A 19162-nucleotide genomic window follows, 5' to 3' on the forward strand; every position below is an offset into this window, starting at 1 on the left:
GCCACCCCCGGAGCGCCCGCCATGCTGCGCAACCTGCTGCTCCCGGTCGCCGCCGTCGGCGCGGCCCTGCTGCTGTTCGGCGTGTTCGTCGCCGGCCAGGGCGCCAGTCCGGTGGAGGTCTGGGCCACCCTGTTCAAGGGCGCCTTCGGCAGCGGCTTCGCCTGGCAGAACACGCTGCAGCGCGCCGCGCCGCTGATGCTCACCGCGCTGTGCGTGGCGCTGCCGGCCCGCGCCGGCCTGGTGGTGATCGGCGGCGAGGGCGCACTGGTGCTCGGCGGGCTGGCCTGCGCCGGGCTGGCGCCGGCGCTCGCCGGGGCCGGCCTGGCCGGCACCGTGCTGGTCTGCCTGGCCGGCGCCGCCGCCGGTGCCGCCTGGGTCGCGCTGGCCGGCTGGCTGCGCCAGTGGCGCGGCATCAACGAGACCATCAGCAGCCTGCTGCTGGCCTACGTGGCGATCGGCCTGTTCAAGCACCTGGTCGAGGGTCCGCTGCGCGACCCCGCCAGCCTGAATAAGCCGTCGACGCCGGCACTGGCCGAGGGCCTGCGCATCGGCGGCATCGCCGGCTCCGACGTGCACTGGGGGCTGGCGCTGGGGGTGGCGGCCTGCGTCGCCGCGGCGCTCTGGCTGCGCTGGACGCCGTCGGGCTTCTCGGTGCGGGTCGTGGGCGGCAACCTGCGCGCGGCCCAGCTGGTCGGGCTGCCGGCCACACGGCTGATCCTGCTGGCCTGCGCCCTGGGCGGCGCCGCCGCCGGTCTGGCCGGCGCGGTCGAGGTGGCGGCGGTGCACACGGCGGCCAACGCCTCGCTGATCGCCGGCTACGGCTACGCCGGCATCCTGGTCGCCTTCATGGCCCGCCAGCACCCGCTGGCCATCGTCCCGGTGGCCATCCTGTTCGGCGGCTTCGGCGCCGCCGGCAGCCTGCTGCAGCGCCGCCTGGGCCTGCCCGATGCGTCGGTGCTGGTGCTGCAGGGCATGGCCTTCGTCCTGATCCTGGCCAGCGAGGCGGTGCGCGACACCGACTGGCGGCGCTTCTTCGCCTGGCTGTTCGGCATCGTGCCGCCGCCGCAGCAGCAGCTGCCGGCCCGCTCCGCCCCGGAGACCACGCCATGACCGCCGACCAGCTGCTCACGCTGGTGGTGGCGGTGCTCGGCGGCGCGCTGCGGGTCGGCGCCCCCTTCCTGTTCGTCAGCCTGGGCGAGTGCCTGACCGAGAAGTCGGGCCGCATCAACCTGGGCCTGGAGGGGGTGCTGGTGCTGTCCGCCATGGCGGCCTTCGGCGGCGCCTACGCCAGCGGCTCGCCCTGGATCGGGGTGGCGGCCGGCATGCTGGCCGGCGGCCTGCTGGCCTCGCTGCACGGCGTGCTGTGCTCGCTGCCGCGCGTGAACGACGTCGCCACCGGCATCGCGCTGATGCTGCTGGGCACCGGGCTGGCGTTCGACCTCGGCAAGCCGCTGATCCAGCCGCAGGCGCCGCAGCTGCCGGCGCTCGCGCTCGGCGGCTGGAGCGCGTCGCCGGCGGTGCAGGCGGCGCTGCAGCTCAATCCGCTGCTGCCGCTGGGCGTGCTGCTGGCGCTGGCGCTGGGCTGGCTGCTGCGCGCCACCCGCATCGGGCTGCTGGTGCGCATGGCCGGCGACTCGGCCGACGCCACCCGCGCGCTCGGCTACTCGGTGGCCGGCCTGCGCATCGGCGCCACCACCGCCGGCGGCATGGTGGCCGGCCTCGGCGGCGCCTGCCTCACCCTGTTCTACCCGGGCAGCTGGAACGAGGGCATCTCCAGTGGCCAGGGCCTGATCGCGGTGGCCCTGGTCATCTTCGCCCGCTGGAGCCCGTTGCGCTGCGTCGGCGCCGCGCTGCTGTTCGGCGGCGCCGGTGCGCTCGGCCCGGCGCTGCAGTCGGTCGGCATCGGCTGGGGCTACCACCTGTTCAACGTCGTGCCCTACCTGCTCACGCTGGCCATCCTGGTGGCCAGTTGCCGCCCCGGACGGCTGGCGGCGGGCAGCCCGGGCGAACTGTCGGCGCGGTGACGGCCATGCACGGACCCGGCGCAACCGGCTGCGCGAGGCAGCCGAAGGAGAGCCCATGAAGACCACCCACGTGCGCGCCCAGCCCTATGCCTGGCCCTGGAACGGCGACCTGCGGCCGGCCAACACCGCCCTGCTGGTGATCGACATGCAGACCGACTTCTGCGGCCGCGGCGGCTACGTCGACAGCATGGGCTACGACATAGCGCTCACGCGGGCGCCGATCGCGCCGCTGCAGCGCCTGATGGCGGCGCTGCGCGAGGCCGGCTACCCGGTGCTGCACACGCGCGAGGGGCACCGGCCCGACCTGTCCGACCTGCCGGCCAACAAGCGCTGGCGCAGCCGGCAGATCGGCACCGCCGGCATCGGCATCGGCGACCCCGGCCCCTGCGGCCGCATCCTGGTGCGCGGCGAGCCGGGCTGGGAGATCATCCCGGAACTGGCGCCGCTGCCGGGCGAGGTGGTGGTCGACAAGCCCGGCAAGGGCGCGTTCTGCGCCACCGACCTGGAGCTGGTCCTGCGCACCCGCGGCATCGACAACCTGCTGCTGGCCGGCATCACCACCGACGTCTGCGTCCACACCACCATGCGCGAGGCCAACGACCGCGGCTTCGAGTGCCTGCTGCTGTCCGACTGCAGCGCCGCCACCGACCGCGGCAACCACGAGGCGGCGCTGAAGATGATCGCCATGCAGGGCGGCGTGTTCGGCGCCCATGCGCCGTCCGGCGCGGTGCTCGAGGCGCTGGCGTCGGGAGGCCAGCAGTGAACGCGCGGCCCGGCGCGCTGCCGGCGGCAGAGGGCGCCATGGCGCTGGAGACCTATGCGCTGACCAAGCGCTTCGGCGCCTTCACCGCCCTCGACGGCGTGTCGCTGCGGGCCGCGCCCGGCACCGTGCACGCCCTGCTGGGCGAGAACGGGGCCGGCAAGAGCACCCTGGTCAAGTGCATCGCCGGCTTCCACCGCGCCGAGGCCGGCAGCATCGTGGTCGACGGCCGCGAGCAGGACATCGCCAACCCGGTGGCCGCCCGCAGCCTGGGCATCGGCATGGTCTACCAGCACTTCACGCTGGCCCCGGGCATGACCGTGGCCGAGAACCTGCTGCTGGCCGGCGGCCGCACGCCGGCGCTGATCGACTGGACGGCGCAGCGCGCCCAGCTGCAGGCCTTCCTGGCCACCACGCCGTTCCGGCTCGACCTCGACGCCACGCCGTCCACGCTGGCGGCGGGCGAGAAGCAGAAGCTGGAGCTGCTCAAGCAGCTGTACCTGCGGCCGCGGCTGCTGATCCTGGACGAGCCAACCTCGGTGCTGACCCCGCAGGAGGCCGACGAGGTGCTCGGCCACGTGCGCGAGTTCGCCCGCGCCGGCCGCTGCACGGTGCTGCTGATCACGCACAAGTTCCGCGAGGTGACCGCCTACGCCGACGACGTGACGGTGCTGCGCCGCGGCCGCCAGGTGCACCACGGCGCGGTCGCCGCCACCACCCCGGCCCGGCTGGCGCAGGCCATGGTGGGCGACAGCGGCGCCGCCGCGGGGGAGGCGAAGGCGGCGTTGCCGGGTGACGACGCCAACCACGCCGGCGTGGCGGGGGCGCCGGCGCTGGTGGTGCGGGGCCTGCAGGTGCTGGGCGACCGCGGCACGCTGGCGGTGCAGGGCCTGGAACTGACGGTGCACGCCGGCGAGATCCTGGGCGTGGCCGGCGTCAGCGGCAACGGCCAGCGCGAGCTGGTGGAGGCGCTGGTCGGCCAGCGGCCGCGCGCCGGCGGCAGCGTGCAGGTGGGCGGCCAGCCGTACGGCGCCAGCCGGGCCGAGAACCACCGGCTGCGGGTGCGCAGCCTGCCCGAGGAGCCGCTGCGCAACGCCTGCGTCGGCGCGCTCAGCGTGGCCGAGAACATGGCGCTGCGCGACTTCGACCGTCCCCCGCTGGCCCGCCGCGGCCTGCTGCGGCCGCCGGCCTGGCGGGCCCGGGCGCGCGAGTGGATCGGCGCCTACGGCGTCAAGACGCGCGGCGAGGACGCGCCCATCGCCAGCCTGTCGGGCGGCAACGTGCAGCGGGCGGTGCTGGCGCGCGAGCTGGCCGGCGACATCGCGGTGCTGGTGGCGGCCAACCCGGTGTTCGGGCTCGACTTCGCCGCCGTCGCCGAGATCCATGCCCGCCTGCGCGGCGTGCGCGCGCACGGCGGCGCGGTGCTGCTGATCAGCGAGGACCTCGACGAGCTGCTGGCGCTGGCCGACCGCATCGTGGTGATGAGCGAGGGCCGCATCGTGCACGAGACCGCCGCCGCCGGTGCCGAGCGCCACGTGCTGGGCGCGCACATGGGCGGCGGCCACCAGCACGCGCCGGCCGGCGCGCCCCGGTCCGAGGAGGCACCCGCATGAGCATCACGCTGGCGCGCGCGCAGCCGTTCGCGTTCCGCTTCGACCTGGCGCACGCCGCCCTGGTCATCATCGACATGCAGCGCGACTTCATCGAGCCGGGCGGCTTCGGCCAGACGCTGGGCAACGACGTGCGCCGGCTCGAGGCCATCGTCCCGGCCTGCCGGGCGGTGCTGGCGGCCTGGCGCCAGGCCGGCGCGCTGGTGGTGCACACGCGCGAGGCCCACCGGCCCGACCTGTCCGACTGCCCGCCGGCCAAGCGCGGGCGCGGCGCGCCGACACTGCGCATCGGCGACCCCGGGCCGATGGGCCGCATCCTGGTGGCCGGCGAGCCGGGCAACCAGATCATCCCGGCGCTGGCGCCGCTGGCCGGCGAGGTGGTGCTCGACAAGCCCGGCAAGGGCGCGTTCTACGCCACGCCGCTGCAGGCGCTGCTGCACGAGCGCGGCATCAGCCACCTGCTGTTCATGGGCGTGACCACCGAGGTCTGCGTCCAGACCAGCATGCGCGAGGCCAACGACCGCGGCTACGACGCGCTGCTGCTGGAGGACTGCACCGAGAGCTACTTCCCGGCCTTCAAGGCCGCCACGCTGGAGATGATCCGGGCCCAGGGTGCCATCGTCGGCTGGACGGCGCCCAGCGCCGCGCTGCTGGCCGAGCTGGCGCGCTGCTAGAGTGCCGCCGGTGCAGACCGCCGCCCCTTCGCCCGCCCGTGCGCCGCGCGCGCCGGCGGCGCCTGCGCACCGCTCGCGCGCCGACGCGGTGTACGACCAGCTCAAGCACGACATCTCCGAGTTCAAGCTGGTGCCGGGCGACCGCTTCACCGAGAACGAGCTGTGCGAGCGCCTGCTGGTGTCGCGCACGCCGGTGCGCCAGGCCCTGTTCCGGCTCCAGCAGGAAGGCTACGTCGAGGTGCTGTTCCGCAGCGGCTGGCGCGTGCTGCCATTCGACTTCGCGCAGTTCGAGCAGCTGTACGACCTGCGCATGGTGCTGGAGACGGCCGCGGTGCAGCGCCTGTGCGCCGGCGGCGAGCGGGTCGACCGCGCCCTGCTCGAGCAGCTCAACGCCGTCTGGCTGGTGCCGGCGGCCGCGCGCAGCACCGACGCCACGCAAGTCGCGCAGTGGGACGAGCAGTTTCACTGCGCCCTGGTGGCGGCGGCCGGCAATGGCGAGATGGCGCGCGTGCACCGCGAGGTGACCGACCGCATCCGCATCATCCGCCGGCTCGACTTCACCAAGCCGGCCCGGATGGAAGCCACCTACGAGGAGCACGGCAAGATCCTGCGCGCGGTGCAGCGCAAGCGCGGCGACCAGGCGGCGCTGCTGCTGCGCGCCCACATCGAGACCAGCCAGGCCGAGGTGCGCAAGATCACGCTGCACCAGGTGCACCTGGCGCGGCGCGGCGTGCCGACCCGCTGAGGCCGGCGCTCAGTCGCTGCTCAGGTGCTTGCCGACGATGCCGGCGAGCTCGAACATCGTCACCTGCGGCTTGCCGAACACCGCCTGCAGCTTGGCATCGGCGTTGATCGCGCGCTTGTCGGTCGCATCCTGCAGGCCGTTGGCCTTGATGTAGTCCCACAGTTTCTTGATCACCTCGGTGCGCGCCACCGGCTCGGCGCCCACCACCGCCGCCAGTTCGGCGCTCGGGCGCAGGCCGGGGCCGGTCTTGCGCGGCGCCTTGGGCGCGGCCGCCTTCTTGGCCGCCGGTGCCTTCCTGGCCGGCGCCGCCTTCGCGCCGGCCGCGGCCTTGGCCGCCTTGGCGGCCGGCGCGAACTTCGCCGCCGGCTCGCGTGCGGTCTTGCCGGGCGCGCCCTTGCGCGGCGGGAACTTGCTGGTGCGCGGCTCGAACTCGAAGTTCACCTTGCCGGCCTCGGCGTCCCAGGCCAGGAAGGCCTTGAACGGGCGCCGGGTGCGCATCGACACGAACTTGTCCAGCAGGTCGGTCTTGCCGCTGGCCAGCAGCTTGTGCATCTGCTCGCGCTCGACCGGCTGCTGCAGGATGATCTGGCCCGACTTGAAGTCGCAGCTGGGCGTGGGCTGGTCCGGCGTCGGCACCGACTTCTCGCAGACGTAGTTCTTGCCCCACTCGAACACGCGGGCGCCGCACTTCGGGCAGGGCCCGAGCGACTCCTGGCCCGAGAAGTCGATCAGCTCGCCGGTCTCGGCCGGGTCGGCCTCGTCGCCGAAGTCGAATTCCAGCTTCCAGTTGCGCTCTTCCTCGCTGAACTTCAGCGTGATCTCGGCGGTGAACGGCCAGCCGGCCTTGGAGCGGAAGCCCTCCAGCGGGCCGATGCGCTTGTCGCGCAGGAACTGCTCGACCTCGTGCAGCTCGAACGCGCGGCCGGCCGGGATCTTGGTGAACGAGAAGCCGCAGGCGTCGCTGCCGCTGCCGCTGCGGCCGGTGCAGGTGTAGCGGCGGTAGTTCTCCTTGACCACGCCGCCGCAGTTCGGGCACGGGGTGGCCAAGGTCGCGTAGTCGCCCGGCACCGTGTCGCGGTCGTATTCCTTGGCCTTCTTGACGATGCGCTCGGTCATCTCTGCGATCTCGCGCATGAAGGCGTCGCGCGAGAGCTTGCCGTGCTCCATCTGGGCCAGCTTGTATTCCCATTCGCCGGTCAGCTCGGGCTTGGACAGCTCCTCGACGCCCAGGCCGCGCAGCAGCGTCATGAGCTGGAACGCCTTGGCGGTCGGGATCAGCTCGCGGCCGTCGCGCAGCATGTACTTCTCGCCGATCAGGCCTTCGATGATGGAGGCGCGGGTGGCCGGCGTGCCCAGGCCCTTCTCCTGCATGGCCTCGCGCAGCTCGTCGTCCTCGACCAGCTTGCCGGCCCCTTCCATCGCGCCCAGCAGCGTGGCTTCCGAATAGCGCGCCGGCGGCCGGGTCTTGAGTCCCTTGGCCTCGACCACGTCGGCGCGCACCAGCTCGCCCGGCTTGACCGGCAGCAGCGTCTTGCCGTTCTCGTCGCCCTCCTGCTCGGCCTCCTTGCCCCAGATGGCCAGCCAGCCGGGCTTGACCAGCACCTTGCCGTCGGTGCGGAAGCTGTGGCCGGCTGCCTGCGTGATGCGGGTCGTGACCTGGAACTCGGCGCTCGGGAAGAACACCGACAGGAAGCGGCGCACCACCAGGTCGTACAGGCGCTGCTCGGCGTCGGACAGCCCGCTGGGCGCCTGCAGGGTCGGGATGATGGCGAAGTGGTCGCTGACCTTGGCGTTGTCGAACACGCGCTTGGTCGGCTTGACGTAGCCGTCGTCCAGCGCCTGCTGCGCGTACGGCGCCAGGTGCTTCATGCCGCTGGAGGCCAGCATGCCCATGGTCTGCTTGACGGTGGCCAGGTAGTCCTCGGGCAGGGCGCGCGAATCGGTCCGCGGGTAGGTCAGCGCCTTGTGCCGCTCGTACAGCGACTGCGCCAGCGCCAGCGTGGTCTTGGCCGAGAAGCCGAAGCGGCCGTTGGCCTCGCGCTGCAGCGAGGTGAGGTCGAACAGCAGCGGCGAGGCCTGGGTGGTCGGCTTGGATTCCTCGGTGACGCTGGCGGACTGGCCGCGCACCGCGTCGGCGATGGCCTGCGCCTCCTTCAGCGACCAGAGCCGGTCGGCCTTGAGCTCGGCGTCCTCGGGGTTCTTCTTCCACCGGGTGTCGAACCACTTGCCCGGGTACTCGCCGGCCTCGGCCCCGAAGGTGGCGTGCACCTCCCAGTAGTCGCGGCTGATGAACTTGCGGATCTGCTCCTCGCGCTCGACCACCACCGCCAGCGTCGGCGTCTGCACCCGGCCGACGGTGGTCAGGAAGAAGCCGCCGTCGCGCGAGTTGAAGGCGGTCATGGCGCGGGTGCCGTTGATGCCCACCAGCCAGTCGGCCTCCGAGCGCGAGCGCGCGGCCGAGGCCAGGCCTTCCATCTGGCGGTCGGTGCGCAGCTGGTCGAAGCCGTCGCGGATGGCCTGCGGCGTCATCGACTGCAGCCACAGGCGGCGCACCGGCTTGCGGGCGGCGGCCGACTTGCGCGCCGGCGCCGGCTCCTCGTCGAGGTTGCCGAAGGCGTACTGCTCGATCAGGCGGAAGATCAGCTCGCCCTCGCGCCCGGCGTCGCAGGCGTTCACCAGCTCGGTGACGTCCTTGCGCTTGGCCAGCCGGACCACCGCGTTCAGGCGCGTCTTGGTCTTGTCGACCGGCTTGAGGTCGAAGTACGGCGGGATGACGGGCAGGTGGGCGAAGCTCCACTTGCCGCGCTTGACGTCGAACTGCTCCGGCGCCTGGATCTCCACCAGGTGACCCACCGCGCTGGTGACGACGTACTTCTCGTTCTCGAAGTACTCGTCGTGCTTGTCGAACTTGCCGACCGCGGGCGTGAGCGCCCGCACGATGTCCTGTGCGACCGAAGGCTTCTCGGCGATGACCAGTGTTTTGCTCATGTCCCTACAATCTCGGCTCTCTCACGCGCGCGGATGCGCACGCGTACGTGTGCACAACCAACTTATCAGAGTTTTTCGAATGCCAGCAAAAGCAGGGCAGGATGGTGGACGGAAAATCCAGACCCGCAAGTCGGGCATCCACGGCAAAGGGGTCTTCGCCCTCCAGGACATTGCCGAGGGCGAGACCATCATCGAGTACGTGGGCGAGATCATCTCCTGGGCCGAGGCCCAGCGGCGCCACCCGCACGATCCGGCCGATCCGAACCACACCTTCTACTTCCACGTCGACGAGGACCGGGTCATCGACGCGCTGTACGGGGGCAACTCCTCGCGCTGGATCAACCACTCCTGCGATCCCAACTGCGAGGCCGATGAGGACGAGGGGCGCGTCTTCATCAAGGCGCTGCGCAACATCCGGGCCGGCGAGGAACTCAACTACGACTACGGCCTGATCATCGACGAGCGGTACACCAAGAAGCTCAAGGCCGAGTACCCCTGCTGGTGCGGCGCCAAGGGCTGCCGCGGCACCCTGCTGGCGCCCAAGCGGCGCCGCTGAGGCCGGATCGATGCGCTGGCCGTCCGAAGCCGTGTGGGAGCAGGTGGTGGCACAGCTGCCCGGCTTCACGGTCGAGGTGCTGCCGGAGATCGATTCCTCCAACTCCGAGCTGATGCGCCGGGCCCGCGCCGGCCAGCTCGACCCCGTGCTGCTGGTGGCCGAGCGCCAGAGCGCCGGCCGCGGCCGGCTCGGGCGCGCCTGGCAGGCCCGGCCGGGCGACTCGCTGACCTTCTCGTTCGGCCGCCTGCTGGCGCCGCAGGACTGGTCGGGACTGTCGCTGGCGGTGGGCGTCGCGCTGGCGGGCGCGCTGCACCCGGACCTGCGGCTCAAGTGGCCCAACGACCTCTGGCTGGGCGAGCGCAAGCTGGCCGGCATCCTGGTCGAGACGGCCGCCGCGCCGGCGCCGACGCCGGCGCCGGCCCAGGGCCGCTACGCCGTCGTCGGCGTGGGCATCAACCTGGCCGTGCCGGCGGCCGACGGGCTGTCGACCGCGCCGGCCGGCCTGCGCGAGCTGCTGCCGGGCATCGAGGCCGGGGACGCCCTGCTGCGGGTCGCCGGTGCGCTGGCGAGCGCGCTGGCCGCCTTCGAGGCCGGCGGCTTCGCCCCCTTCCAGGCCCGCTTCCAGGCCCTCGACCTGCTGGCCGGACGGCCGCTGCAGCTGTCGGACGGCACCAGCGGCAGCGGCGCCGGCGTGCGCGGCGACGGCGCCCTGCTGGTGCAGACGGCAGGCGGCACGGTGGCGGTCACCAGCGCCGAGGTCAGCGTCCGCCCGGCCTGATCCCCGCCCCGCCCCATGCTCCGCCTCGTCGCCCTGCTGCTCGTCCTGGCCAACGGCGTCTACTACGCCTGGTCGCAGGGCCTGCTGCTGCCCTGGGGCTGGGCGCCGGCGCAGCAGGAGGAGCCCTACCGGTTGGCCCAGCAGATCCGGCCGGAGGCGGTGCGCGTCCTGCCGGCCGACGAGGCGCGCCGGCTGGAGGCCGGGCCCCGGCCGCCCGAGTGCCTGCAGGCCGGCCCCTTCGAGGACAAGGCGGTCGAGCCGCTGCGCCAGCTGCTGGCCGGCTGGCCCGCCGGCAGCTGGTCGCTGGCGCCGGTGACCGAGCCGGGGCGCTGGATCGTCTACATGGGCAAGTACGCCGACGCCGACCATGTCGGCCGCAAGAAGGGCGAGCTGCGCCAGATCGGCGTCGCCTTCGAGCCGCTGTCCAACCCGGCGCTCGAGCCCGGGCTGTCGCTGGGCGGCTTCGCCAGCCAGGCCGATGCCGATGCCCAGCTGGAACGCCTGGCCACGCGCGGCGTGCGCACCGCCCGGGTGGTGCAGGAGCGGCCCGAGCTGCGCGGCCAGCGCCTGACCCTGCCGGCCGTCGACGACGGCCTGCGCGGCCGGCTGGACGACCTGAAGCCGGCGCTGGCCGGCGCCACCCTGCGGCCCTGCCGCTGACCCTGGACCCGGAGACACCATGACCCTCAAGCTCTACTTCGCGCCCGGCGCCTGCTCGTTCGTGCCGCACACGCTGCTGGAGGCCAGCGGCGCCGCCTTCGAGCCGGTGCTGGTGAAGCTGCACAAGGGCGAGCAGAACGCGCCCGAGTACCGGGCACTGAACCCGCACGGGCAGGTGCCGGTGCTGGTCGACGGCGACGCCGTCATCACCCAGATCCTGGCCATCGTCGGCTACCTGGACGCGAAGTTCCCGCAGCTGGGCCTGCTGCCGCAGGAGCCGCTGGCACGGGCCCGGGTGATGGAGACGCTGGCCTGGATGAACAACACGGTGCACCCGACGTTCACCCACGTCTTCATGCCGTTCAAGTACAGCGACAAGCCGGACGTGCAGGCCGAGCTCAAGGCCTACAACGCGCAGCTGTACCGGCCGCTGCTGCAGGAGATCGAGGCGCTGGTCCAGGCCGCGGTGGCGCAGGGCCGGCCGTTCCTGGGCGGCCCGCAGTTCGGCCCGCTCGATGCCTACGCCCTGACGCTGCTGCGCTGGGGCGGCTTCGCCGGCATCGACCCCAAGGGCTTCCCGGCCGCCTGGGCCCATGTGCAGAAGGTGGCGCAGCTGCCGCCGGTGGCGCGCGCCATCGCGCGCGAGCGGCTCCAGCTCGACCTGACTCAGGCCGGCTGAGCGAGCGCGTGCGGCACCTCGGCCGGGGCCACGGTGGCGAAGCGCACCACCACCAGGGTGCCGGGCGGCAGGTGGCCCGGCCGGGCGTCCTCCAGGCGCACCGCCGCCTCGTGCTGCTGGGCGATCTCCTGCACGATCGGCAGGCCCAGGCCGGAGCCGTCGACCGTGGTGTCCAGCGAGCGGTAGAACGGCTGGAACACCAGCTCGCGCTCGGCCTCGGGGATGCCGGGGCCGGAGTCCTCGACCTGCAGCAGCGCGATCCGGCCGATCGGGTCGGCCAGCACCCGCGCCGTGACCACGCCCGGGTGCTCGGCGCTGGACGGGGTGTAGTTGATCGCGTTGTCGACCAGGTTGCGCATCAGCTCCTTCAGCAGCGTCGGGTTGCCGGTGACCACCACCCCCGGCGCGCCCGGCAGCGCGCCCTCGTAGCCGAGGTCGACGCGGCGATCGAGCGCGCGCGGCAGCAGGTCCTGCACCACCTCGCGCGTGAGCAGGGCCAGGTCGCAGGGCTGGCGCGGCAGGGTCTTGCCGCTGGTCTCGGCGCGCGCCAGCGCCAGCAGCTGGTTGACGGTGTGGGTGGCCCGCATGCTGGAGCGGCCGATCTGCTTGAGCGACTGCTTCAGCTCCTCGGCGTTGGCGCCCTCGCGCTGGGCCAGGTCGGCCTGCATGCGCAGGCCGGCCAGCGGCGTCTTGAGCTGGTGGGCGGCATCGGCCAGGAAGCGCTTCTGGGTGGCGATCGAGTCCTTCAGCCGGGTCAGCAGGTCGTTGACCGACGACACCAGCGGCGCCACTTCCAGCGGCACCGCCTTGTCGTCCAGCGGGGACAGGTCGTCGGGCTTGCGCGCGCGGATGCGCTCCTCCAGCTGCGACAGCGGCTTGATGCCGCGCACCAGTGCCAGCCACACCAGCAGCACCGCCAGCGGCAGGATGACGAACTGCGGCAGCATCACGCCCTTGATGATCTCGGTGGCCAGCACCGAGCGCTTCTCGCGCGTCTCGGCCACCTGCACCAGCACCGGGGCGGCGCCTGGCAGGTCGGGCCGCACCCAGGTGTAGGCGATGCGCACGTCCAGCCCGCGCATCTCGTCGTCGCGCAGGCGTGTCTCGCCGGCCACCGGCCGCTCGTCGTCGGGCGGGGCCGGGAAGTCCTTCTCGCCGCTGAGCAGCTCGCCGCGGCCGCCACGCACCTGGTAGTAGACCTGGTCGGAATCGTCGGCGCGCAGCATCTCGCGCGCCGGCTGCGGCAGGTTGAACACCACCCGCTGGTTCTGCACCGTGACCAGCTGCGCCAGCGCCTGCACGTTGTATTCGAGCGCGCGGTCGAACGGCTTGCCGGCGATGCTCTGCGCCACCAGCCAGGTGAGCGCCAGGCTGATCGGCCACAGCAGCAGCAGCGGCGTGAGCATCCAGTCGAGGATCTCGCCGAACAGGGAACGCTGCTCGCGCTGGAAGATTTTCATGGGGTGGTCCGGCGGCGCGCGGTCGGCGGTGGGCGCGGGTCGGGGCGGTCCGGGCCGGACGGAGGGTGGGCGCCGCTCAACCCGCGATCTTCTCCAGGCAGTAGCCCAGCCCGCGGACGGTGGCGATGCGGATCGGGCCCTTCTCGATCTTCTTGCGCAGGCGGTGGATGTAGACCTCGATCGCGTTGTTGCTCACTTCCTCGCCCCACTCGCACAGGCGGTCGACCAGCTGGTCCTTGCTGACCAGGCGGCCGGCGCGCTGCAGCAGCACCTCCAGCAGCCCGAGCTCGCGTGCCGACAGCTCGACCATCTTGCCGTCGATGGTGGCGACCCGCCCGGCCTGGTCGTATACCAGCGGTCCGTGCTTGATGATGCTGCTGGTGCCACCCATGCCGCGCCGGGTGAGGGCGCGCACCCGCGCCTCCAGTTCCTGCAGCGAGAACGGCTTGGCCATGTAGTCGTCGGCGCCGTGGTCCAGGCCCTTGACGCGTTCCTCGACGCTGTCGGCGGCGGTCAGGATCAGCACCGGCAGCGAGGAGCCGCGGCCGCGCAGCTTGCGCAGCACCTCCAGCCCGTGCATGCGCGGCAGCCCGAGGTCGAGGATCAGCAGGTCGAACTCGTTGTTGGTCATGAGGGCGGCGTCGGCCTCGGTGCCGCTGCGCACGTGGTCGACCGCGGCCCCGGACGCGCGCAGCGTGCGCAGCAGGCCGTCGGCCAGCACCTGGTCGTCTTCGGCGATGAGGATGCGCATGCTGTCTCCTGTGGGGCCGTCGCGGGCGCGGCTTGCGGAAATTCTAGGCTGGGCCGCCGGCTGCGGACGGGGCCGGCTCAGGCCGCGGGGCCGGCATACGCCTCCAAGCCCAGGGCGACGACGGTGGCGACCTCGGGCCCGACCTCGGCCCGGAACTCGGCCTCGGCCTGGGCGACGGCGGCGCGGAAGGCCTGCAGCCAGGCCAGGCCGCTGGCGGTGAAGCGCACCTGGCGGGCGCGGGCGTCGCGCGGGTCGGGTTCGCGCACCACCAGGCCCCAGGCCTCGCACTGCGTGACCAGGTCGCCCATGGCCTGCTTGGTCATGCCGGCGCGCTCGGCCAGCTCGGTCAGGCGCGAGCCGTCGACCGACAGGTGGCGGGTGATGTGGACGTGGGCGGCGCCCACCTGGGCCCGGGCGGCGAGGTTGGACAGCGCCAGCGGCACCTGGACGTCGTGCGCCATCAGGTGCAGCACGCGCTCGTCGAAACGGCGCATGGCATGCCCCAGCAGCCGGCCCAGGTGGGTCTGGCGCCAGCGGTCGTCGGGGACGGATGCGGGCTCCTCCATGTGGGGGAAATGGTAAGGCAAACTGACGAAAAACTGCGTTTACTTTCCCGCTGCCGTCGCGTTAGAGTACTGGCCATGCATCCAGCCTGTGGTTCGAAACAGCTGGATCCGGCTAGCTAACCCATTGATCCACAAGGAGAAATTGCCATGGATGCCCAAGTCAAGGGAACGAAGGTCGCGGCGGCGGACAGCGAGAAGGCCAAGGCTCTGCAGGCCGCGCTGGCCCAGATCGAGAAGCAGTTCGGCAAGGGCACGATCATGCGCCTGGGCGAGGGCGAGAAGATCGAGGACATCCAGGTCGTCTCCACCGGCTCGCTGGGCCTGGACATCGCCCTGGGCGTCGGCGGCCTGCCGCGCGGCCGGGTCATCGAGATCTACGGCCCGGAATCGTCGGGCAAGACCACCCTCACCCTCCAGGTCATCGCCGAGATGCAGCGCCAGGCCGGCACCTGCGCCTTCGTCGATGCCGAGCACGCGCTGGACACCCAGTACGCGCAGAAGCTGGGCGTCAACCTGCAGGAGCTGCTGATCAGCCAGCCCGACACCGGCGAGCAGGCGCTGGAGATCGTCGACAGCCTGGTGCGCTCGGGCGCGGTCGACCTCATCGTCATCGACTCGGTGGCGGCGCTGGTGCCCAAGGCCGAGATCGAGGGCGAGATGGGCGACTCCCTGCCCGGCCTGCAGGCCCGCCTGATGAGCCAGGCGCTGCGCAAGCTCACCGCCACCATCAAGAAGACCAACTGCATGGTCATCTTCATCAACCAGATCCGCATGAAGATCGGCGTCATGTTCGGCAGCCCCGAGACCACCACCGGCGGCAACGCGCTGAAGTTCTACGCCTCGGTGCGGCTGGACATCCGCCGCACCGGCACCATCAAGAAGGGCGAGGAGGCGATCGGCAACGAGACCAAGGTCAAGGTGGTCAAGAACAAGGTCGCGCCCCCGTTCAAGACGGCCGAATTCGACATCCTGTTCGGCGAGGGCATCAGCCGCGAGGGCGAGATCATCGACATGGGCGTCACCGCCCGCATCCTGGAGAAGTCGGGCGCCTGGTACGCTTACCAGGGCGAGAAGATCGGCCAGGGCCGCGACAACGCACGCGAGTTCCTGCGCGAGAACCGCGAGCTGGCGCGCGAGATCGAGAACAAGGTGCGCGAGTCGCTCGAGATCCCCCTGCTGCCGGCCGACGTCGAGGCCGCCGAGTAAGGCGGCCGGGTCCGGCGGCATGCCGCAGGCTCAGCTGTCACTCAAGGGCCGCGCCCTGCGCCTGCTGGGCGGCCGCGAGCATTCGCGCGCCGAACTCGAGCGCAAGCTCGGCCCGCACGAGCAGGAGGCCGGCCAGCTGGCCCGGGTGCTCGACGAGCTGCAGGCCAAGGGCTTCATCGACGAGCAGCGGGTGGTCGAGTCGGTGCTGCACCGGCGCGCCGCCCGGCTCGGCGCCGGCCGCATCCGGCAGGAGCTGCAGGCCAAGGGGCTGCCGGGCGAGCTGGTCGGCCAGGCCGTGCAGGCGCTCAAGGCGACCGAGGTCGCGCGGGCCCGGGCGGTCTGGCGGCGCAAGTTCGACGCCCCGCCGCGCGACGCCGCCGAGCGCGGCAAGCAGGCGCGCTTCCTGGCGGCGCGGGGGTTCGCCGGCGACGTGATCCAGCGGGTGCTGGGCGGCTCGGCCGACGACGACGACGGCCTGTGATGCGGACGCGGCGCGCGCCGCGCGCGCCTCACAGGCCCAGCATCAGGCGCAGGTTCTGCACCGCGGCGCCGCTGGCGCCCTTGCCCAGGTTGTCCAGCCGCGCCACCAGCACGGCGTGGGCGTGGTCCATGTTGCCGTAGACGCGCAGCTCCATCCGGTTGGTGTCGTTCAGGGCCGTCGGCTCCAGCTTGCCATCGTCGGTCGGCGGCTCCACGGTCACCCACTCGCTGCCGCGGTAGTGGCGCGCCAGCACCCCGTGCAGGTCCTGCAGCGACGGCCGGCCGGGCAGCAGGTCCAGGTGCAGCGGCAGCTGCACCAGCATGCCCTGGCGGAAGCTGCCCACCGAGGGCACGAAGATCGGCCGCCGCGACAGGCCGGTGTACTTCATGATCTCCGGCAGGTGCTTGTGCTTCAGGCCCAGGGCGTACAACTCGTACGGCGGCGCCGAGCCCGCCTCGTAGGCCTCGATCATGGTGCGGCCGCCGCCCGAGTAGCCGCTGACCGACGGCAGCGCCACCGGATGGTCGGGCGGCAGCATGCCGGCGTCCACCAGCGGCCGCAGCAGCGCGATGGCGCCGGTCGAATAGCAGCCCGGGTTGCTCACCCGCTCGGCGGTGCGGATCGCGTCGGCCTGGCCGGGGGCCAGTTCCGGGAAGCCGAACACCCAGCCGTCGGCGACGCGGTGCGCGGTCGAGGCATCGATGATGCGCGGGGCGCGGCCTTGCTGGCGCCGAATGTCCTCGACCATCGCGGCCGACTCGCGCGCGGCGTCGTCGTGCAGGCAGAAGATCGCCAGGTCGACGCCGGCCAGCAGCTCGCGCTTGGCCGCCGGGTCCTTGCGGCGCTCGGGCGCGATGCTCACCAGCTGCACCTGCGGCATGGTCGCGAGGCGCTCGCGGATCTGCAGGCCGGTGGTGCCGGCTTCGCCGTCGATGAAGACTTTGGCCATCGGGGTCGTCCTGGGAAGGCTGCGCGGCCGTGGCCCCGCAGGCGGTTTGTGCGATGCACCATGATACAGTTCGCGGCTGCACTCCGCAGGGGCCGGCCATTGCCGCGCCAGGCTCGCGTGCACCATCCACGTTCCTCGAGAGACATCCCATGAAGATCCACGAGTACCAGGGCAAGGAGATCTTGCGCAGCTTCGGCGTGCCCGTCCCGCGCGGCATCCCGGCATTCACGGTGCAGGAAGCGGTGGAAGCCGCACAGAAGCTGGGCGGACCGGTCTGGGTCGTGAAGGCGCAGATCCACGCCGGCGGCCGCGGCAAGGGCGGCGGCGTCAAGGTCGCCAAGTCGGTCGACGACGTCAAGCGCCTGGCCGGCGAGATCCTGGGCATGCAGCTCAAGACGCACCAGACCGGGCCCGAGGGCCAGAAGGTGCGCCGCCTGTACATCGAGGACGGCGCCGACATCCAGAAGGAGTACTACGTGTCCGTGGTCACCGACCGCGCGACGCAGAAGGTGGCTTTCATCGCCTCCAGCGAAGGCGGCATGGACATCGAGGAGGTGGCGCACGCCACGCCCGAGAAGATCAAGACCGTGTTCATCGACCCGCTGGCCGGCCTGGGCGAGGCGCAGGCCCGCGAGATCGCCGACGGCGTCGGCATCCCGGCCGGCTCGACGGCGCAGGCCGTCGACGTCTTCCAGAAGCTGTACCGCTGCTACATGGAGACCGATGCCTCGCTGGTGGAGATCAACCCGCTCAACCGCGACAGCAAGGGCAACATCGTCGCCCTGGACGCCAAGTTCAACTTCGACAGCAACGCGCTGTTCCGCCACCCGGACATCGTGGCCCTGCGCGACCTCGACGAGGAAGACCCGGCCGAGATCGAGGCCAGCAAGTTCGACCTCGCCTACATCAGCCTGGACGGCAACATCGGCTGCCTGGTCAACGGCGCCGGCCTGGCGATGGCGACCATGGACACGATCAAGCTGTTCGGCGCGGAGCCGGCCAACTTCCTCGACGTGGGCGGTGGCGCCACCCCCGAGAAGGTGACCGAGGCCTTCAAGATCATGCTGAAGAACAAGAAGGTCAAGGCCATCCTGGTCAACATCTTCGGCGGCATCATGAAGTGCGACACCATCGCCACCGGCGTCATCACCGCCTGCAAGGCGGTGAACCTGAACGTGCCGCTGGTGGTGCGCATGAAGGGCACCAACGAGGAACTGGGCAAGAAGATGCTGGCCGACTCGGGCCTGCCGATCATCAGCGCGGACACGATGGCGGAGGCCGCCCAGAAAGTCGTCGCCGCCGTCAAGGCCTGAAGCAACCGATTAGGACGAGACATGTCGATCTACATCAACAAGGACACCAAGGTCATCACCCAGGGCATCACGGGCAAGACCGGGCAGTTCCACACCGAGAAGTGCCAGGAGTACGCCAACGGCAAGAACTGCTTCGTCGCCGGCGTGAACCCGAAGAAGGCCGGCGAGAAGATCTTCGACATCCCGATCTACGCCTCGGTGCAGGAAGCCAAGCAGCAGACCGGCGCCACCGTGTCGGTGATCTACGTGCCGCCGGCCGGCGCCGCGGCGGCGATCTGGGAAGCGGTGGAAGCCGACCTCGACCTGGCCATCTGCATCACCGAAGGCATCCCGGTCAAGGACATGCTGGAAGTGCGCAACAGGATGAAGGCCAAGGAAGCCAAGGGCGGCAAGAAGACGCTGCTGCTCGGGCCCAACTGCCCCGGCCTGATCACCCCTGACGAGATCAAGATCGGCATCATGCCCGGCCACATCCACCGCAAGGGCCGCATCGGCGTGGTCTCGCGCTCGGGCACGCTGACCTATGAGGCGGTGGCGCAGCTCACCGAGATCGGCCTGGGCCAGTCCAGCGCCGTGGGCATCGGCGGCGACCCGATCAACGGCCTGAAGCACATCGACGTGATGAAGGCCTTCAACGACGACCCCGACACCGACGCCGTGATCATGATCGGCGAGATCGGCGGCCCCGACGAGGCCGACGCCGCGCGCTGGTGCAAGACCAACATGAAGAAGCCGGTGGTCGGCTTCATCGCCGGCGTGACGGCGCCCCCCGGCAAGCGCATGGGCCATGCGGGCGCGCTGATCTCCGGTGGCGCCGACACGGCCGATGCCAAGCTGGCGGTGATGGAGGAGTGCGGCTTCAAGGTCACGCGCAATCCGTCCGAGATGGCCAAGCTGCTGAAGGCACTGCTCTGAAGCGGCGGCGGCCCCGCCGCTGACGCCAAGCCGGCCGCGGGCCGGCT

General features: G+C 72.0%; 19 protein-coding genes. 14 read left to right on the top strand and 5 right to left on the bottom strand.

Annotated elements, in window-relative coordinates; genetic code table 11:
- Positions 1-21: 21 nt before the first annotated feature.
- The 6 genes from GON04_RS25515 to GON04_RS25540 are packed head-to-tail and all read left to right on the top strand — an operon-like array spanning position 22 to position 5813.
- Positions 22-1110: an ABC transporter permease gene (locus GON04_RS25515; protein ID WP_157400940.1), complete on the top strand. Its 1089-nt coding sequence runs from the start codon at positions 22-24 to the stop codon at positions 1108-1110.
- The gene (locus tag GON04_RS25520; protein WP_157400941.1) at positions 1107-2024 is read left to right on the top strand and encodes an ABC transporter permease; all 918 of its coding nucleotides are present in this window, start codon (positions 1107-1109) and stop codon (positions 2022-2024) included. The genes GON04_RS25515 and GON04_RS25520 overlap by 4 nt, the downstream gene beginning before the upstream one ends.
- A gap of 55 nt (positions 2025-2079) precedes the next feature.
- Positions 2080-2787, top strand: a complete 708-nt coding sequence (biuH, locus tag GON04_RS25525; protein WP_157400942.1) for a biuret amidohydrolase — start codon at positions 2080-2082, stop codon at positions 2785-2787.
- Positions 2788-2825: 38 nt separating this feature from the next.
- Complete coding sequence (locus GON04_RS25530; protein ID WP_157401115.1) at positions 2826-4397, top strand: ABC transporter ATP-binding protein; 1572 nt, start codon at positions 2826-2828, stop codon at positions 4395-4397.
- Positions 4394-5068 (top strand): cysteine hydrolase family protein, encoded by a 675-nt coding sequence (locus tag GON04_RS25535; protein ID WP_157400943.1) that lies wholly within the window; start codon positions 4394-4396, stop codon positions 5066-5068. The genes GON04_RS25530 and GON04_RS25535 overlap by 4 nt, the downstream gene beginning before the upstream one ends.
- A gap of 10 nt (positions 5069-5078) precedes the next feature.
- Complete coding sequence (locus tag GON04_RS25540; protein WP_181653802.1) at positions 5079-5813, top strand: FCD domain-containing protein; 735 nt, start codon at positions 5079-5081, stop codon at positions 5811-5813.
- Positions 5814-5822: 9 nt separating this feature from the next.
- Here GON04_RS25540 and GON04_RS25545 read toward each other — a convergent pair whose 3' ends face one another.
- A complete protein-coding gene (locus GON04_RS25545) occupies positions 5823-8801 on the bottom strand; it encodes a DNA topoisomerase III (protein WP_157400944.1) in 2979 nt (992 codons plus the stop codon).
- A gap of 79 nt (positions 8802-8880) precedes the next feature.
- Between GON04_RS25545 and GON04_RS25550 the strand changes: the two genes are divergently transcribed.
- The 4 genes from GON04_RS25550 to GON04_RS25565 are packed head-to-tail and all read left to right on the top strand — an operon-like array spanning position 8881 to position 11474.
- A complete protein-coding gene (locus GON04_RS25550; RefSeq protein WP_157400945.1) occupies positions 8881-9357 on the top strand; it encodes an SET domain-containing protein in 477 nt (158 codons plus the stop codon).
- Between the two features lie 10 nt (positions 9358-9367).
- Positions 9368-10135, top strand: a complete 768-nt coding sequence (locus GON04_RS25555) for a biotin--[acetyl-CoA-carboxylase] ligase (protein ID WP_157400946.1) — start codon at positions 9368-9370, stop codon at positions 10133-10135.
- A gap of 15 nt (positions 10136-10150) precedes the next feature.
- Entirely contained in the window at positions 10151-10795 is a 645-nt protein-coding gene (locus GON04_RS25560) for an SPOR domain-containing protein (RefSeq protein WP_157400947.1), read from the top strand.
- Positions 10796-10814: 19 nt separating this feature from the next.
- Positions 10815-11474 carry a glutathione S-transferase family protein gene (locus tag GON04_RS25565; protein ID WP_157400948.1) on the top strand — a complete coding sequence of 220 codons (660 nt, stop codon included), beginning with the start codon at positions 10815-10817 and terminating at the stop codon, positions 11472-11474.
- On the opposite strand, the gene GON04_RS25570 is transcribed toward GON04_RS25565, so the two are convergent.
- From GON04_RS25570 to GON04_RS25580, 3 genes are all read right to left on the bottom strand, one after another.
- Positions 11462-12934, bottom strand: coding sequence for a sensor histidine kinase (locus GON04_RS25570; RefSeq protein WP_157400949.1), 1473 nt, complete (start codon positions 12932-12934; stop codon positions 11462-11464). The genes GON04_RS25565 and GON04_RS25570 overlap by 13 nt on opposite strands.
- A 76-nt stretch (positions 12935-13010) precedes the next feature.
- Entirely contained in the window at positions 13011-13685 is a 675-nt protein-coding gene (locus GON04_RS25575) for a response regulator (protein WP_157400950.1), read from the bottom strand.
- A 77-nt stretch (positions 13686-13762) separates the two neighbouring features.
- Positions 13763-14251, bottom strand: coding sequence for a MarR family winged helix-turn-helix transcriptional regulator (locus GON04_RS25580; protein WP_157400951.1), 489 nt, complete (start codon positions 14249-14251; stop codon positions 13763-13765).
- Positions 14252-14398: 147 nt separating this feature from the next.
- On the opposite strand from GON04_RS25580, the gene recA reads away from it, so the two are divergent.
- Both recA and recX read left to right on the top strand, forming a co-directional pair.
- The gene (gene recA / locus GON04_RS25585) at positions 14399-15457 is read left to right on the top strand and encodes a recombinase RecA (RefSeq protein ID WP_157400952.1); all 1059 of its coding nucleotides are present in this window, start codon (positions 14399-14401) and stop codon (positions 15455-15457) included.
- A 19-nt stretch (positions 15458-15476) separates the two neighbouring features.
- Positions 15477-15938, top strand: coding sequence for a recombination regulator RecX (recX, locus tag GON04_RS25590; RefSeq protein ID WP_157400953.1), 462 nt, complete (start codon positions 15477-15479; stop codon positions 15936-15938).
- A 28-nt stretch (positions 15939-15966) separates the two neighbouring features.
- On the opposite strand, the gene argC is transcribed toward recX, so the two are convergent.
- Positions 15967-16887 (bottom strand): N-acetyl-gamma-glutamyl-phosphate reductase, encoded by a 921-nt coding sequence (argC, locus tag GON04_RS25595; protein ID WP_157400954.1) that lies wholly within the window; start codon positions 16885-16887, stop codon positions 15967-15969.
- 149 nt (positions 16888-17036) lie between these two features.
- Here argC and sucC point away from each other — a divergent pair, with 149 nt between their 5' ends.
- Together sucC and sucD are read left to right on the top strand one after the other, a co-directional pair.
- Positions 17037-18200, top strand: a complete 1164-nt coding sequence (gene sucC, locus GON04_RS25600; protein WP_157400955.1) for an ADP-forming succinate--CoA ligase subunit beta — start codon at positions 17037-17039, stop codon at positions 18198-18200.
- Between the two features lie 21 nt (positions 18201-18221).
- Entirely contained in the window at positions 18222-19115 is an 894-nt protein-coding gene (gene sucD, locus GON04_RS25605; protein ID WP_157400956.1) for a succinate--CoA ligase subunit alpha, read from the top strand.
- Positions 19116-19162 lie beyond the last annotated feature (47 nt).

The organism is Ramlibacter pinisoli (assembly GCF_009758015.1).
Classification (GTDB): Bacteria; Pseudomonadota; Gammaproteobacteria; order Burkholderiales; family Burkholderiaceae_C; genus Ramlibacter; species Ramlibacter pinisoli.